The organism is Paenibacillus marinisediminis, assembly GCF_054343325.1.
In genome coordinates this window covers 224,084-240,394 of the sequence record NZ_JBTGUH010000008.1, presented here as the reverse complement: position 1 = coordinate 240,394, position 16,311 = coordinate 224,084, and the positions used below count along the sequence as shown (strand labels likewise).

The window sequence follows — 16,311 nt, the reverse complement described above, 5'->3', positions numbered from 1 at the left end:
GTAAGTGAGTCGGTAGTGCATAGAACGATAAGGAGCAGGAGTGAAGGAATCCAACCTGAGCGAAAGGGAGAATAGTGAAACGGACCGCGGAGGGGTAAGTGAATCGGTAGCACATAGAACGATAAGGAGCAGGAGTGAAGAAATCTAACCTGAGTGAAGGGGAGAATAGTGAAACGGACTGCGAAGAGGAGAATAGCGAAATGGACGACGGCGGAGAAGGGAGGAACAGCAGCCTATTGTGGTTTTTGCCGACAAGCTGCTGTTCTCCGCTAGCATATGAAGCTATAGTTATTGCTGCTCCGTCCACTTTATAAGCTGACGATCGCTTGGCAGCAGGAGTGAGAGGATACCGAACATAGGGATGAAGCCGCATATCAGCATTACTTGTTGAATACCGACAGCTTCAATCCAGTTGCCGAGCAGGAGACTGCCTAGGCCGCCCATACCGAAGGCGAGGCCTGTTATAAGGCCTGACACGGTGCCGATACTGCCAGGGTGCAGCAATTGAGCGTAGATGACGCTGGTGGAGAAGCTTGAGAGCAATATGAAGCCGGTCAGCACAAGGGCGATGCCGGCCCAGAACAGCGACAGATGCGGCAGTATGAGTGCAAGCGGTATGACACCCAGCATGGAGGCGGCCATTAGATTGCGTCTTCCAAAGCGATCGGCGAGCGGGCCGCCGAATAATGTGCCTGCCGCGCCAGCGCCTAGGAACAAGAATACGTATATCTGCGCTTGGTCAATGGACAGGCTGTAGTGTTCAATTAAGTAGAAGGCATAATACGTGCCAATTGCTGATACATACCAGGAGCGGAAGGTTACAAGCGCTACGAGCGTGATCGTCGCCCACATTACACGTTTACGTTGAGCGGGATCTATGACACCGCGCGGTATTCGCTTTGCAAAGGTATAGCCGCTCTTCATCATCCCGCCGTACCATTTGGCCACGAAGGATTGTACGATAAATCCGATCGCAGCTATAATCGTAAAGCCTAATGCTCCGATTTGTCCAAACGGAATGAAGATCCATTTCGTCATTAATGGAGCGAGCGCTTGACCGGCGTTTCCTCCGACCTGGAAGATGGACTGCGCCAAGCCTTTGCGGTTGCCAGCAGCCATATGAGCTACGCGCATACCTTCTGGGTGAAAGGCCGCAGAGCCTAGCCCGACAAATATAACCGCGACCAGCACCATAGTATATGACGGTGCAAAGGCCAACAGCATCATTCCTGTGAAGGTAAAGGCCATACCGATTGGCAGAAGCGCGGGAGTCGGTCTCCGGTCCGAGAACATTCCGACTACAGGCTGCATGATGGAAGAAGTAAAGTTGATGGCAAACGATATCCAGCCGATTTGGACGTAGCTTAAATGCATGGAGTCCTTCAATATCGGGAAGATAGCGGGAATGACAGACTGTGATGTATCATTGAATAAATGCATAAAGCTGATGGCTATCAATATTTTATAAATAGTTGATGTGCCAGGTGATGCTTGAATCAACGGATTGTCTGTCTTTGATGATAAAGCGGCAGACGACTGGGACATGCGTTTTCTCCTTTCCTATTCATGTTGACTGATTTGTGATTTCGTCTAGATATTGGAAGTTACATTACTCTGCAATTTCATTTTCAGCAATATGGAAAAAGGCCCAAAATCCGTAATTAATCGGGTAATCCCGCTTACGGACTGGGCCTTAGACAATTATATAGGCTATTTCACGTTCAAATTAAAATAGGAGATGAGCAATCCCTACAATAATCGGTAATGTAATGATGGTGCGAAGAATAAAGATGAAGATTAGGTCAAGGATCTTGACCGGAATCTTCGAGCCCAGCAGCAAGCCGCCTACTTCTGACATGTAGATGAGCTGCGTTACGGACAATGCGGCTACGATAAAACGAGTCATCTCGCTCTGGATATCTGCTGCAAGCACAGTTGGCAGGAACATGTCGGCGAAGCCGACCATGATCGTCTGAGAGGCAGCAGCGGCCTCTGGCACACGCATCCATTCAAGAATTACCTCAAATGGCTTGCCAAGCCACTCAAACACCGGCGTATACGTAGCAATCGCGATCGCCATAGTACCAATCGCCATGACGACTGGAATGACTCCGATCCAGAGGTCAAGAATGTTCTTGCTGCTGCTCTTAAGGAAAGCAGCAGGACCTTCATGGCTCTTCGCCTTGCGCGTCGCTAGCTCAAGACCGTACCGCCACGGCTTCCAGCCCGCAGGGACAAGCTCCTCTTGTCTAGGAGCAACACCTTCTTCATACGTATCGGGCTTTCGCGATAGCGGCGGTATGCGCGGCATAATGATCGCCGCGATCATGCCTGCGAACGTTACAGTAGCATAGAATGGCAGAAACATATGCCCCAGCTTTACGTTCGACAGCACAATAAAACAAAATGTAATCGACACGGCTGTAAAGGTCGTGCCGATAACAGCTGCTTCGCGCTTCGTATAGTAGCCAGCTTCGTACTGCTTGCTGGTCATCATGACTCCGATCGTACCGTCTCCGAGCCATGATGCCATGCAGTTAATGGATGAGCGGCCTGGTAGCGTGAACAGCGGCCGCATAATCTTCGTCATTAGCATGCCGACGAATTCCAGCAAGCCGAAGTCAACGAGCAGCGGCAGCAGCAATCCTGCCAGCATGAATACGACGACTAATCCAGGGATCAGGCTGTTCAGCAGCATTCCCCCAGTATCAGCCGATGTGATCCACTCTGGACCAATTCCCCAGTACGTACATAAAACGAACACCAGACCTGCTGTTCGTATGATAAACCAGAAGTTTGAAATATCGAACAGCGCTCGCCACAGATGGAACTTCATCAAGCTTTGCGGATGGAATAATTTATGGATCACAGCACCGATCCAAGCAATTCCTGTTAACAATACTGCCCCGAGAACGAGCCAGCCATCAAGCAATTGCTGAACATATTTAGAAAGAAACGCGATCGAGACAGTTACTTCACCGTTCCATGGTATCGGAACAACGAAAAGGACCATACCGATCAGCGAAGGAATAAGAAAGGTAAGCAGCGAGCTGATCGTAAGTCGCGGCGATAAGGACGAGTCGTTCTTGGACATCATGAATCTAATCTCCTTATGCTTAAAAAAGTATATTTATACAACATGCACAACTTTATACGATTATGAGCAAAAAACCAACCCTACAAACGTAGGTAGTTAGTGGAAAATAGGGTTGTATATAGAAAATACATGAACTTATCCGACTTAAACGACATTTGTCATTATTTCTCGGGAAATGACAATAAAATCAGCTTTTGCAGCCAAATAAAGATAGGAATCTCCTACGTTTTCCATTAGCATTGGAATATATACGCAAAACGATAGGGAGAAGGAATAATATGTCTACACTAGAACTGCAGCAAGTAAGTAAAATGACGGGAAATAGCACTTTGCTGCCTTTGATTGAACTAAAGGTTGATGCAGGACAATGTGTGGTCATCCAGTGCAATCATGAGCTTGGTCATCGTTTGATTGAAGCTATTATTGGAAATATCCCTATATCGACGGGACAAATCTTGTTCGAAGGTCAGCAGCTGACTAAAGAAAGCTTTGATGTAATAAAAAAGCAGATCGGTATTCAAATGTTGACGGATAATGCCTATGAACGATTAACGGTGTTGCAGTATATCACATTTTTTACCCAATTGTATGAATCTAAGGCGGACGTCATTGACATTGTTGGCAAGATCGGATTAACCGATCGACAACATACAAAAGTATCTAAGCTTAGCTACTCAGAGGTGCGACGGTTGATGATTGGGAGAGCAATCGTTCATCACCCTAAGCTGCTTATTTTAGAAGAGCCTGAGCAAAATGTGGATATTGAAACGAGCTACATCATTCGCACCCTGCTGCAAACGTTAAAAGATGAAGGCATGTCGATTCTAGTGACCACGACTGTTCTTGAACAGGCTCTCACACTGACTAATGAAGTATATCTATACGGCATGAACGGCCTGAAGAAAGTGGATACAGCGGAGGAGGAGCAGGAGAGGGTATCAGCTGTTGAGCCTAGTACTCCAAATGAAGAATCAGCTACTGATTCAAGTCCACACGAGGAAGCTGCGACATCCGTACCGCAGGCTGTCCAGACTCAGGAGACCTTGCGGCCAGTGCGAATGGAGAAGATACCTGCGAAAGTAAGCGACAAGATCATCTTGTTCGATCCAACAGAGATCGATTACATCGAAAGCCAAGAAGGCGTCTCTAACCTGCATGTCCACCAAAGTACATATCCGTGCGCGTTAACGTTAAATGAACTCGAAGCAAAATTAAAAGCGTTTGGCTTCTTCCGCTGCCATCGCTCCTATCTGGTAAACCTGCAGAAGGTGCGGGAAGTTATCACGTGGACTCGCAACAGCTTCAGCCTCATCTTAGATGATGCGAAGAAGAGTACAATTCCTCTTTCAAAGGGCAAATACGATGAATTAAAGCAAATATTAGGCTTCTAAGATGCATCATTCAGCGTGAAATCTGCAGTGTTCACCCCTTATATTGCTCTTCTCATCCCTGATTTAATGCGGGTTTCTCACGATCCCCGTAACATGGGGATTGTAAGGCGATACGAGATCGGAAGGGACGATGAAGATGGAATGCATTATCGAAGTCAACCAATTAGTGAAGAAGTTTGATAGCAAAACGGCACTTCAACAGATTGATTTTAACATTCATAAAGGTGAAATATTCGGATTTCTCGGTCCAAGCGGTTCCGGTAAGACAACAACAGTAAAGATTCTTACATCGCAATTGCAGCCGACATTTGGTAAGGTTCGTGTATTCGGACAGGAGATCGGACGCAAGAACGATTCCAATCATATGAAGAGAATCGGCATATTGACGGACAACAGCACACTGTATGAACGACTCAGTATATATGAGAACCTGGAGCTGTTCTGCAAGCTATATGATGTAGATGTACGACGAATTGCGGAAGTGTTAGAAGAGGTTAACCTGGCAAATGAAAGCAAGACAATCGTGAAGAAGCTGTCTAAAGGAATGAAGCAGCGAGTGACATTAGCAAGAGCTGTTCTGCATAAGCCGGAGCTGCTGTTTCTGGATGAACCGACTTCTGCGTTGGATCCAGTGAATGCACTGCATATTCACGAAGGTCTACGCAAGCTGAATCGAGAGGGAACGACGATCTTTCTGACGACGCACAATATGCAGGAGGCGGAAAGCCTCTGTGATCGCGTGGCGTTCATTCATGATGGGGTCATTCAGGCAATGGATACGCCGGAGCAACTGCGACTGCTGCATGCTGATTCCTCGATTACAGTGAATGTTAAGGGTGAAGGTAAGCTGGTTCTGGAGCAGAACGAAGAGAGCGCTGCGCGCGTAGCGAATTGGATGAAGTCAGGACGATTGTTGTCTATACATTCGAATGAACCGACTTTGGGAGATATATTCGTGCAAATGACAGGGAGGAATCTGGTATGACATTTTCAATGAAGAGATTTCAAGCGATTGTGAATAAAGAATGGAAGGATGCGCTTAAGAACCCGCAGCTGCTCCTTATGGTTGTAATGCCGATCATGTTCTCCGTGCTGTTCAGCAAGATGGGAAGCGATAGAGCAGAGCTGATCAGTTTTCCGTTGATGCTAGCCCTCTCAATGACAGGAGCGTTTGTTCAAGCCATGACAATCGCAGAAGAGAAAGAGAAGCACACCCTGCGTGTACTTATGCTTTCACCGGCCAAGACTTCGGAAATTCTAATGGGTAAGAGCATGTTAACTGTTGTAATGACGGTATTCGTTGCCGCAGTATCGATCATAGTTGCAGATATGCCTTTGTATAATCTACCGGCTATCGCTTTATTATTCACCATGTCACTAGTCATGTTTATTAGTCTCGGAACCATTATCGGATTGTTGTCCCGCTCGGTACAGGAATCTTCTATTGTTGGGCTGCCAATACTCATCATCTTTCTAATGGGGCCCATGTACGCTCCTTTAATGGGTAATGATACATTGACAGCTATCGTTAAATACTTGCCGACAGAGCACTTTACGAGAGCGTTAGTTCAGCTCAGTGAAGGTGCTGGATTAGCTGACATAGGCCAAAGCTTACTGGTTCATGCCGTCTGGATGGTGGGGTCATTGATTCTATGTGTGTTCGTATACAGCCGCAAGCGATTTGATAAGTAACCAGAATAAGCAGGGTTATTTAAGGGAATGTAAATAATGTTCGGAAATTACGCATACTAAGACATATAATATTTACTAAAACTAGACAATATAATAAAAATACGAACAATTAATTAATATGCCGTTGACATGTTCGTTGTTATGACCTACAATGAGGTTGTTGCGATAACTCGCAGCTAACTTAACATGGCAACATAAATGTCTTGTTCGTATAACCCTGATGATATGGTTCAGGGGTCTCTACAAGGAACCGTAAATTCCTGACTACGACGGATGTGCTGTTTGGCACACCCGTATGTGGTCGGGATTTTTGTGTTCTCGTATGCCGCGATTTACAAAGGGCTGTGCTTGATTACATGAAATACAACTACGTTGTTCATCAAGGAGGAACTCATGAGTAAATATGATGTAATTGTTGTTGGTGCTGGTCCAGCTGGTATTTTTACGTGTTATGAATTGTCCTTGAAGGCTCCGCATCTGCGCGTCGCGCTAATTGATAAGGGGCATGATATATATCGCCGCAATTGTCCAATCCTGGAGGAGAAGATTACGAAGTGTCCGCCTGCGGCAGGACGCAAAGAGTTTGCGGGCTGCATTCCCGCCTGCTCCATTACAAATGGCTTCGGCGGCGCTGGCGCGTACAGCGACGGTAAGTTTAACATTACGACTGAATTCGGCGGATGGTTGACGGATTATTTGGCGCCAAGTCGCGTGTTGGAGCTTATCCGCTATGTGGATAGCATCAACCTGGAGCACGGGGCTACGAAGGATATTACCGATCCGACGACTGAGGTCGTTAGACGAATTGAGCAGCAGGGCTATGCGGCTGGATTGAAATTGCTGCGAGCTCAAGTGCGTCACTTAGGAACGGAGCAGAATCTAGAGATCATGAAATCGATCTATGAGTATTTGCGCCCGCGTATCGATATGATCTACAAAGCGGAAGTGGCCGATATCATCACGGTGAAGGAAGATGGCCGCCATGTCGTAAAGGGGATCGAGCTGAAGAAGGGCGAGACCTACGAGGCGGATTATGTCGTAATCGTGCCTGGCCGTGACGGTTCTGCTTGGATGACGGATATCCTCAAGAAACGCCGTTTGAAGATGTCCAACAACCAGGTGGATATCGGTGTCCGCGTCGAAACGTCCGATATCGTGATGCGCGAGATTAACGAGAATTTATATGAAGGTAAATTCGTGTTTAACACTTCGGTAGGCACGCAGGTCCGTACCTTCTGCAGCAATCCATCTGGTCATGTCGTGGTAGAGAATCACAGCGGGATCATGTGCGCGAACGGGCACTCCTACAAGGATCCAGCCCTCGGCTCTGCCAACACTAACTTTGCGCTGCTTGTCTCGCATAAGTTTACAGAGCCGTTCGATAAGCCGAACGAATATGCTCGCGAGATCTGCCAACGTGCGAATGATCTGTCATCCGGCGGTGTCATCGTACAGAAATACGGCGATATTCTGCGCGGTCGCCGTTCGACAGATAACCGAATTCGCGAGGGCTTCCTGGAGCCGACTCTGCGCGAAGCGGTACCGGGAGATCTTGGGCTAGTGCTTCCTTACAACACGATGAAGAGCTTGATTGAGATGATGGATGCACTGGATAAGGTTACACCAGGCATTGCATCAGAGCACACGCTCTTCTACGGTGTGGAAGCGAAGTTCTATTCGGCTCGTCCGAAGCTTGATGATACGCTGGAGTCGGAGATCAAGGGCTTGTACTGCGGCGGGGACGGCGCTGGTATTACACGCGGTCTGGCTCAAGCCGGCGCTGCGGGTGTTCACATTGCACGGGGCATTGTAGCTAAGCTCTAAACAACTAATAAAGCGGAATGGGCAGCATTGAGCTCATTCCGCTTTTTATATTAAGATATTGGAAATTATATGTATTCGATTGGGAAGAATATAGGGACATAGAATGTGATATAGAGCACATTAACAGAGCAGAGGGTTCGTTACAATAAGTCCGTATATAATTGTTAGTTTTCGTTGCTGTTGAAGGATGACATAGATAATCGGCAGCAGTCAGATAGCGTATGAACTAGGGGGAATGGAGATGGCGGGCTACTTAAAACCGCAAGAAATTAAAGAAGCAACGATCGAAACTGGGGTCGTAAAGGCGCGAAATTCACTATTGACGATGAGTATACTCGGTTTCTTGGCCGGTGCTTTCATAGCTTTAGGTTACTTGCTTTACATCCGGGTAACGGCTGATGCGCCTGCCGAGTGGGGAAGCATTACGACTTTCATAGGGGCAGCACTCTTCCCAGTCGGATTGATACTTGTCCTGCTGGGTGGCGGAGAATTGCTGACTGGTAATATGATGGCAGTGCCGCTCGCGCGGATGAAAGGGCGCATTTCAACTTGGGAAATGGCTCGCAACCTGATCGTGATTACATTAACGAACTTCTTGGGCGCGATCTTTGTAGCCTACTTTTTCGGACATATCGTAGGATTGACAGCCAGCGGGGTCTATCTAGATAAAACGGTATCTGTTGCAGGTCATAAGCTGCACGATTCCTTCTTGCAGGCATTTGTATCCGGTATCGGCTGTAACTGGCTCGTAGCGTTGGCAGTTTGGTTGAGCTACGGAGCAAAGAGCTTTAGCGGCAAGATCCTAGCTATCTGGTTCCCGACGATGACTTTCGTCGCGATTGGATTCCAGCACGTTGTGGCTAACATGTTTGTTATTCCAGCAGCGATCTTTGAAGGCCATTACAGCTGGGGCGAGTATTTGACGAACTTTGTGCCGGTATGGCTCGGTAATTTGGTCGGCGGTGCTCTCTTCGTAGCGGCAGCTTATTTCATCGCCTACAACAAGAAGAATCAAGACGAAGCGGTACAGTCGGCTGTTAAGCAGCAGGAGGCTTCTGAGACTTCGAAGAAAGTGAAATCTGTAGTATCCTAAATGGACTTATGTAAAAGGCGCTTGCTGATGCAAGCGCCTTTTTTGAGCGTATCTGAGCCTATTTAAAACGGACAGTACCTCCCGCATGCGATGTATAAACGCAAGCAGAGGGCACTGTCCGTTATGAGTTAATGCACTATTTCTTATCCAAGGTCGCAATCGTGTACGCGTCATTCGTCAGCTCGAATATTTTGCTTATTCCCGACGACATATACACTTTCTGATCCTTTGTAATAAAGATGGCTTCGGCATCCGTCTTGGACTCAATAAATTCTAAGCCTTTCTCAATTCCGAGCGAGAAGATAGCTGTTGATAAAGCATCGGCATCCGTGGATTTATCCGTTACGATCGTGACGCTGTTAAGATTGTTATCGACCGGATAACCGGTTTTGCGGTCAAGGATATGGTGATAATGCTTTCCATTTTCCACAAAATATCGTTCATATACACCCGAAGTTACAATAGTCTTATCCTTCACTTTCATCTTCCCGATCGGGTTGCCGCGCGTTTCATTCGGATCCTGAACCCCGATCGTCCAGTCTAGTCCGCCCGGCTTCTCGCCAACTGCATATATGTTGCCGCCCAAGTCGACGATGGCACTGTTGTATCCAGCCTCTCGAATATAATTGGCTATGACATCAGCAGCGTAACCTTTTGCGATACCGCCTAAGTCCATCACCATGCCCGGCTTCTCCAGCGTCACCGTCTGGTTGGCCTCATCAAGCTGAACCATTTCGTATCCAACCAGCGGCAGATCCGCGTCAATCTCTGCCTGTGGCGGAACGTGCGCATCCTCGTGACCAATGTTCCAGGAGTTAACCAATGGTCCCACTGTTGGATCGAATGCGCCATTTGTTTGCTGTGCATAATCGATTGCTTTGCTGATGACTTCGAATGTATCTGCAGAAACTTTATAAGGACCTTTGCCTGCGTGTTCATTAAGCTTGTACAGCTCGCTCGATTTGAGCGTTCGGCTCATTTTGTTCTCAATATTGACCAACAGGTCGTTAATATTTTTAAAGTCCTGATCTGTTGCGCGTTTATCATAAATTTTCACAGTTACAATCGTATCGAATATATAATAAGTCTCTTGCTTAATCTCATTGGCTGCGGTTGTTTCCGATTGATTAGGAGGTTGCCCGGTCTGTTGCTGATCTTTCTGTGATTTTGTGCATCCGCTGAATAATAGAGCTGTCGATAATGCCACAATAAGGGTAGGCACTGCAAATCGGAAAAGTTTCTTGCTATGATGCATGGTTAATTCCTCCGCATTTCAAAGTCGATCTAGATATAGGATGTGTACAAGCATATTATTATATCAGGGCACTGAAAAATTGGAAAGGAAGCATGACACAAGCGGAGCGCAGGCCAACTTCATATACCGAATAATTCAGTATATGTTCACGATTGTACCAGTTCCGTTACATTGAACCTTCGTTCACTAAGTTGTATAATAGCATAGAACTAGATATTTAAAATTATATTTGTTTTCAGGGAGTATTGCGAATGAAACGTGGAGATATGATCTTAATCGGCATCGTTATAGTTGCAGCCTTGGCCTTCATCATACCAAAGTGGTTGCTTCAAGACACAAGTGAAAATTTGCACAATGGCAATATGTACGCAGATATTACTGTAGATGGTAAGCCGTATAAACAAGTCGAATTAACTGAGGAAGAGCAGATCGTCGAGGTTAAGACGGATCATGGCACCAATATACTGAAGGTGCACAATAATGGAATTGAAATGATCGACGCAGATTGTCCGGACAAAGTTTGTTTAGGTTTTGGCTTTGTTACACATAAGGGAGATACCATCGTATGTCTGCCGCATCGGGTTCTAGTTGAACTAAAGAGCGAGGCAGGCGGGGAGGCTGACACGGATGCCGTCGTTAAGTAGCTACAGCGACACGACGATTAAGCTGAAAAAGGCAGTAATAATTGCCATCTTTAGTGCGGTTGCAGTCGTATTGGGCATCTTAGAGTCGATGTTTCCGACACAATTGTTGTTTCCTGTTCCAGGCGCTAAGCTTGGACTCGCTAATATAATGGTGTTGACCTGTCTCTATTTTTTAAATGGCCGCGATGCCTTTGCATTAGTTGTACTTAAAACATTGCTGATGACGTTGATATTGGGTACGTTCTCGGCGTTCCTATTCAGCTTCTTTGGCTCACTGTTCAGCTTTATTGTGATGTATGGCTTGCTTAAGATTGGGCGGGGGAAGATCAGTTTAATTGGGATCAGCGTAGTTGGCGGTGTTGCGCATAACGTTGGACAATTGACTGCGGCAGTTATTATATTTCATTCATCGAAGATCTTCTTATATTTGCCTCCACTCATGCTTTTGGGCGTCGTGACTGGCGTATTCGTTGGTTTTGCAGCTAAATATGTAACGACTTCTTTGTCCAAACTATCGATATTCGAGTCATTCATACCTGAATCTCAATAGTCGTTTTAGACCTTATTATATGGCGTCATGTCCGAAGCGGCATGATGCCTTCATCATGTTCATAAGCAGTGCTCTATGGTTCTGCGATGGAATGAAAGGCAGGGAAACGCATGATTCAATTGGAACGTGTGAGCTTCCGCTATCCGAAGCGAGAGGCGTTGTTTCAAGATTTGTCGCTGCATATACCGCGTGGGCAGTGGGTTTCAATCGTAGGGCCGAATGGATCTGGGAAGTCCACACTCATCAAGCTAATCAATGGGTTACTCGTTCCCGAAGCCGGCACGATAACAGTAGCCGACATGGTTCTCAGCCGTGACACCATTGAGCAGGTTCGACATCGGGTCGGGTATCTATTTCAGAACCCGGATAATCAGTTTATTGCCACAACTGTGCGTGATGATATGGCGTATGGAATGGAAAATAGATGCGTGCCGCGTGAACAGATGGAAGAGCGAATTGAACAGGTGGCGAGTGAGCTCGGGTTGACCGAGTGGATGAATCGCCATCCAGCTTCGCTCTCGGGCGGCCAGAAGCAGCGAGTTGCGATCGCCGGTCTTCTCGTGCTGAATCCAGATATTATGATCTGGGATGAGGCGACATCGATGCTCGATGAACGAGCTAAGCGAGACATGATTGCCAAGCTGAAGGAGCTTCATCGAGACTTAGGCATGACGATCATATCCGTAACGCATGATGCGGAAGAGATTCTAGAATCGGAGCGCGTCGTAGTCGTGAAGGATGGCGCGATCGCTGCTGATATGCTGCCGCTGGAGCTATTCGAGCACAAGCAGCTTGCAGAGGAGTGCAAGCTGCGGCCTCCATTTACGCTAGCGATATCACTTGAGATGCGATCTAGAGGTATCGATATCGAGATGTACCAAGATGAGGGAGAGTTGGTGAAGGCGCTATGGCCATCGTGCACGGGCAGAATATAAGCTATCAATATCCGCAGCAAGGCATCGGCCAACAGTATGCGCTGAACCATGTGAACCTCCAGATCGAAGAGGGGTTGTTCACGGCTGTTCTAGGTGCAACCGGTTCGGGGAAATCGACCTTGATGCAGCATTTTAACGGGATCTATCAGCCTACCGACGGACGGCTGCAAGTGTTCGACGTCGTCTTTAACGGCGGGCAGCGAGTGAAAGGATTAAAGCCTTTGCGGAGTCGCGTAGGGCTGGTGTTCCAGTTTCCGGAGCAGCAGCTATTTGAAGAGACGCTAGAGAAGGATCTTATGTTTGGACCGCTTCAGTTCGGCATGAGTAAAGAAGCGGCACGCGAGGCAGCATTAGAAGCCCTGCGAGAAGTAGGCTTGTCGGAGGAGCTGTTAAGCCGCAGTCCGTTTGAATTGAGCGGCGGTCAGATGCGTAAGGCGGCGATTGCGACAGTGCTTGCTTCGAACCCGGAGATGCTCGTCCTGGACGAGCCGACAGCTACGCTAGATCCTGTGAGCCGCAACGAGCTGATTGAGCTGTTGAAGCGGCTGTGCGTAGATCATGGCAAGACGATCGTTATGGTAACGCATCGATTAGATGAGGTTCTAGAGCATGCAGACCGGTTTATTCTGATGAAGCAGGGTACAGTCAGCTTCGAAGGCACACGCCAAGAGCTATTAGATAAAGCAGAGGTGCTTAGCGGTGCTGACATTGAGCTGCCTTCTGCGATAAAGCTGGCACAGCAGATCCAAGAGCTTTCAGGCATATCGATCACCGATCTGCCTTGCAGTGTTGATCAATGGGTTGACTGGTTCATGCAGAGGATGAACAGTTCCAATTCCGAGAATGGTAATAGGAAGGAGGGCAGCTAGATGCAGATGCAATCCAGAATGGTCATGGGTCGGTACGTGGCGGCTGAATCATGGGTTCATCGGCTCGATCCAAGAGCCAAATTAATTAGTATGATTCTCTTTCTGATTGCTGTTATATTGGCAGACAACGCTGTAGAATTAACGATCATTTCCGCCATTGCCATTGCAATCTTAGCAACGTCTCATATTCCTTTGAAGAGATATTGGAGAGCGTCCAGACCGCTCAGGCCGCTTATGGTATTCATGTTCATATTCTACGTACTTTTTGAAGGCGGCGGTCAAGCTTGGCTAAGTATTGGCGGCTTCCAATTGTACACTCAAGGCTTAATTCTAGGTGTGTACGCTGTATGGCGCATGCTGCTATTGGTCTCCTTTACGTCCATTCTTACATTTACCACAACGCCAGTGGAATTGAACCTTGGACTTGAATTTGTGCTGGCACCGCTTCGATTGATCGGCGTGTCTTCACAGGAGTGGACGATGATGATATCCGTAGCCCTGCGCTTCATTCCGACCATATTTCAGGAAGCAGATAAGATCATGAAGGCACAAGCATCACGGGGTGCTGATTATGAGGATCTGACTTTTCGCGAGAAGGGCAAGCTTCTTGTTACCTTGCTTGTACCCGTCATAGTAGGTTCATTTCGACGTGCAGAGGATCTTGTTATGGCTATGGAATCGCGCGGATATGTCTTAGATGCGAAGCGTACCTCATTGCGCAAGCTGGAATGGAAAATGGCTGATAATTTATTCGTATCCTTATTTATTGTGATGATTATCACAGCAACCGTGCTGTAGCGATATTATTTTAATAAAATCTGCTTATGAAATCGCTTTAGATCGAACGATTTGTGAATTGTGTCACAATGAGTCCGTAATGGTGCTATAATAGCGATAGATTAATTTTTAGATAATTTACCCAGGTTGGTAAGGAGGAACGACTATGGCCAGATTTTTTAACGGTAAAGAAGTTGAACTGTTGGCTCCTGCCGGAACATTTGACATATTCAAAGAAGTAATTGATATGAATTGCGATGCAGTGTACTTCGGTGGACCTTCTCTAAATATGCGTATGATGCGCAAAGGATATAACTTGAGCTATGACGAGGTGCGCGAAGCTGTAAAGCTTGCGCATGAACGCGGCAAACGCGCTTATGTTACCGTAAACAATCTGATGAATGATGATGATCTGGATGAAGCGAAGCGGTATCTCACCTTCTTAAATGAAGTTGGACCGGATGCTATCATTGCGCAGGATATGGCTGTATTTCCACTCATTCAAGAAATGAACTTAACGAATATCCCGGTGCATTCATCTGTTATGATGAATGTGCACAACTACGATATGATCGAAGCCCTGAAGAACATGGGAGTGACACGTGTTGTTGCATCTCGTGAGATGGATCTTCATACAGCAGAATTGCTTCAATCCAAGACTGGGATAGAATTTGAATATTTTGTTCACGGTGACATGTGCACAGTTCATGGCGGCAACTGCTTGATCAGTTCGATGCTCTTCGGCAACTCCGCTAACCGCGGCCGGTGCATGAAGCCATGCCGCTGGGATTATCGCGTTAAGAAGGATGGCCATATCTATCCTACTGAGTATCCGTTGGCTGCTAAGGATATGTATATGTACGAGCATATTCCAGAGCTGATCAAGTCCGGTATTACGTCCTTCAAGATCGAGGGTCGGATGCGCGAGGTCGATTTCCTCCGCTCTTTGATCAATAGCTATGGCGACGCGATTGATCGTTATATCGCGGATCCATTAGGCTACGACCGCAAGGAAGATGCGGATGCGCTGTATGAGAATCGTAAGCGTGATTTCAGTACGGGCTATGCATTCGGTAAGCCGGGCCTAGACTATATCAACCGCCGTTACGAAGGAACAGGCAAGTTCTACAGCACGGGCAAAGTATTCAGCACACCGACTGCGGAACGTGAAATAAAGGCCGAGCGGATGGAGCAAGTTCGCGATACGTTTGCGAGCAGCAAGCGGACAGCGGCTAAAGCTTCAACAACGCCTAAGATCAGCGTTCATGTTAATGATATTAAGCAAGCGCGCGCAGCGTTGTCTGCAGGCGCAGATGTTATCTATCTGACAGGCGATGTATTCCAGCCGGGAAGACCGTTCACACGTCAGGAGATCGAGCAGCTGACGGCTGAGAAGGGCGCAGCACGGATCGTGCTGGGCATGCCGCGTATGATGACGGAGCTCCATATGGAGCAATACAGCCAATTCCTTAATGAAGGTGCGAAGCACAATTACTACGGACTGGATGGCCTGCTCGTGACGAATATCGGCGCGATGCATAAGTTCCGTCATGTACCATTGCCAATGATGGCGGATTTCAATCTAAACGTATTCAACCACATGTCTGCTGATCTGTACCATAACCATTTTAATATGCAGCGGGTCCATGCTTCGCTTGAGCTTCCGTTGAACGACATGGTGAAGCTGTTGAACAGTGCGCCGGCACCAGTTGAAGTTATCGTGCACGGATCGCCGATCGTCATGTATCTTGAGCTCGATCTGTACGAAAACACAGAAGTTATGGATCCGATCGGACAAGAAGATAATAAATATGTTGATAATCAGTATCTTGTACTGATGACGGACAAAGGCGAGAATCCAGTCTATCGCGATTGGAGCGGCCGAAACCATTTGGCATTATCGAAAGAGCTGTGCTATTTGCCTTTGTTAAAGGAACTGCATGAAGCAGGCGCTGATTATTTCCGCATCGAAGGCAAGACTTATACACCGGAGCAGCTTGGACACATCGTGAGCATGTATAAGAAAGCTGTATCCGATCTAACACAGTGCAAGCAGCTCTTCGAAGAGATGAACCCTGTGTATGCAGGCTATACGTTCGGTTCACTGCATTTCGGCAATGCACTTAAATTAGAGTTGGTAGAAGCTTAGGCAGCTGCTGATACTCTCCTGTAGGGCGGCAGACC

Annotated in this window: 14 protein-coding genes and 1 riboswitch; of the genes, 11 read left to right on the top strand and 3 right to left on the bottom strand. The window is 47.2% G+C overall.

Annotated elements, in window-relative coordinates; translation table 11 throughout:
• Positions 1 to 288: 288 nt before the first annotated feature.
• Together ACXX53_RS17815 and ACXX53_RS17810 are read right to left on the bottom strand one after the other, a co-directional pair.
• Positions 289 to 1,545 carry an MFS transporter gene (locus tag ACXX53_RS17815; protein ID WP_458570020.1) on the bottom strand — a complete coding sequence of 419 codons (1,257 nt, stop codon included), beginning with the start codon at positions 1,543 to 1,545 and terminating at the stop codon, positions 289 to 291.
• Between the two features lie 181 nt (positions 1,546 to 1,726).
• Positions 1,727 to 3,097 carry a YjiH family protein gene (locus tag ACXX53_RS17810; RefSeq protein ID WP_458570019.1) on the bottom strand — a complete coding sequence of 457 codons (1,371 nt, stop codon included), beginning with the start codon at positions 3,095 to 3,097 and terminating at the stop codon, positions 1,727 to 1,729.
• A gap of 278 nt (positions 3,098 to 3,375) precedes the next feature.
• Between ACXX53_RS17810 and ACXX53_RS17805 the strand changes: the two genes are divergently transcribed.
• From ACXX53_RS17805 to ACXX53_RS17785, 5 genes are all read left to right on the top strand, one after another.
• Positions 3,376 to 4,488 carry a LytTR family transcriptional regulator DNA-binding domain-containing protein gene (locus tag ACXX53_RS17805; RefSeq protein WP_458570018.1) on the top strand — a complete coding sequence of 371 codons (1,113 nt, stop codon included), beginning with the start codon at positions 3,376 to 3,378 and terminating at the stop codon, positions 4,486 to 4,488.
• 136 nt (positions 4,489 to 4,624) lie between these two features.
• On the top strand, positions 4,625 to 5,473 hold the full coding sequence (locus tag ACXX53_RS17800) for an ABC transporter ATP-binding protein (RefSeq protein WP_458570033.1): 849 nt from the start codon (positions 4,625 to 4,627) through the stop codon (positions 5,471 to 5,473).
• The gene (locus ACXX53_RS17795; RefSeq protein ID WP_458570017.1) at positions 5,470 to 6,180 is read left to right on the top strand and encodes an ABC transporter permease; all 711 of its coding nucleotides are present in this window, start codon (positions 5,470 to 5,472) and stop codon (positions 6,178 to 6,180) included. The genes ACXX53_RS17800 and ACXX53_RS17795 overlap by 4 nt, the downstream gene beginning before the upstream one ends.
• Positions 6,181 to 6,367: 187 nt before the next feature.
• A riboswitch (purine riboswitch) is annotated at positions 6,368 to 6,467 on the top strand.
• Positions 6,468 to 6,573: 106 nt separating this feature from the next.
• Positions 6,574 to 8,004: an NAD(P)/FAD-dependent oxidoreductase gene (locus tag ACXX53_RS17790; RefSeq protein WP_458570016.1), complete on the top strand. Its 1,431-nt coding sequence runs from the start codon at positions 6,574 to 6,576 to the stop codon at positions 8,002 to 8,004.
• A gap of 241 nt (positions 8,005 to 8,245) precedes the next feature.
• The gene (locus ACXX53_RS17785; protein ID WP_458570015.1) at positions 8,246 to 9,097 is read left to right on the top strand and encodes a formate/nitrite transporter family protein; all 852 of its coding nucleotides are present in this window, start codon (positions 8,246 to 8,248) and stop codon (positions 9,095 to 9,097) included.
• 136 nt (positions 9,098 to 9,233) lie between these two features.
• On the opposite strand, the gene ACXX53_RS17780 is transcribed toward ACXX53_RS17785, so the two are convergent.
• Positions 9,234 to 10,352, bottom strand: coding sequence for an FAD:protein FMN transferase (locus ACXX53_RS17780; protein WP_458570014.1), 1,119 nt, complete (start codon positions 10,350 to 10,352; stop codon positions 9,234 to 9,236).
• Positions 10,353 to 10,603: 251 nt separating this feature from the next.
• Here ACXX53_RS17780 and ACXX53_RS17775 point away from each other — a divergent pair, with 251 nt between their 5' ends.
• From ACXX53_RS17775 to ACXX53_RS17750, 6 genes are all read left to right on the top strand, one after another.
• On the top strand, positions 10,604 to 10,996 hold the full coding sequence (locus ACXX53_RS17775) for a NusG domain II-containing protein (protein ID WP_458570013.1): 393 nt from the start codon (positions 10,604 to 10,606) through the stop codon (positions 10,994 to 10,996).
• Positions 10,980 to 11,546: a Gx transporter family protein gene (locus tag ACXX53_RS17770; RefSeq protein WP_458570012.1), complete on the top strand. Its 567-nt coding sequence runs from the start codon at positions 10,980 to 10,982 to the stop codon at positions 11,544 to 11,546. Before ACXX53_RS17775 ends, ACXX53_RS17770 begins: the two co-directional genes overlap by 17 nt.
• Positions 11,547 to 11,656: 110 nt before the next feature.
• Positions 11,657 to 12,481: an energy-coupling factor transporter ATPase gene (locus ACXX53_RS17765; protein WP_458570011.1), complete on the top strand. Its 825-nt coding sequence runs from the start codon at positions 11,657 to 11,659 to the stop codon at positions 12,479 to 12,481.
• Entirely contained in the window at positions 12,454 to 13,350 is an 897-nt protein-coding gene (locus ACXX53_RS17760) for an ATP-binding cassette domain-containing protein (RefSeq protein ID WP_458570010.1), read from the top strand. The genes ACXX53_RS17765 and ACXX53_RS17760 overlap by 28 nt, the downstream gene beginning before the upstream one ends.
• Positions 13,351 to 14,148, top strand: coding sequence for an energy-coupling factor transporter transmembrane component T family protein (locus tag ACXX53_RS17755; RefSeq protein ID WP_458570009.1), 798 nt, complete (start codon positions 13,351 to 13,353; stop codon positions 14,146 to 14,148).
• 145 nt (positions 14,149 to 14,293) lie between these two features.
• The gene (locus ACXX53_RS17750; RefSeq protein WP_458570008.1) at positions 14,294 to 16,276 is read left to right on the top strand and encodes a peptidase U32 family protein; all 1,983 of its coding nucleotides are present in this window, start codon (positions 14,294 to 14,296) and stop codon (positions 16,274 to 16,276) included.
• Positions 16,277 to 16,311: the final 35 nt, after the last annotated feature.